At 44.3% G+C, this 379-nt stretch carries 1 protein-coding gene; it reads left to right on the top strand.

What is annotated here, in order from left to right:
• Window positions 1–379, top strand: a 379-nt coding sequence (locus tag CWC11_RS20690) for a winged helix-turn-helix domain-containing protein (RefSeq protein ID WP_171038478.1), incomplete at both ends; no start/stop codon positions are given.

The raw sequence follows: 379 nt of genomic DNA on the forward strand, positions 1-379 counted from the left end.
CGGCTACTTGGCCTAGAGATTGGCGCAGATGATTATGTGTGCAAACCGTATAGCCCCAGAGAAGTGGTTGCTCGTGTTAAAGCGGTGCTGCGCCGAGTGACACTGAACGGTAATGGTCAAAAGCATGATATAGAAGATAAGCTTACGCTAAATGAAGATACGCTCTTCGTGTCGTTTTTGACCAACAGCGTAAGCCTCACTCATGTTGAATTTTTACTTTTAAAGTCAATACAAGCCCATCCAGGGCGGATATACAGCCGTGATAAGTTGATGGATCATATTTATGATGATGATCGCATTGTCAGCGACCGTACTATTGACAGCCATATTAAGAAAATCCGCAAAAAGTTGCACGGTATCGCGCCTGAGCATGAGTTTA

Source organism: Pseudoalteromonas sp. S3178 (assembly GCF_005886985.1).
Taxonomy (GTDB): domain Bacteria; phylum Pseudomonadota; class Gammaproteobacteria; order Enterobacterales; family Alteromonadaceae; genus Pseudoalteromonas; species Pseudoalteromonas carrageenovora.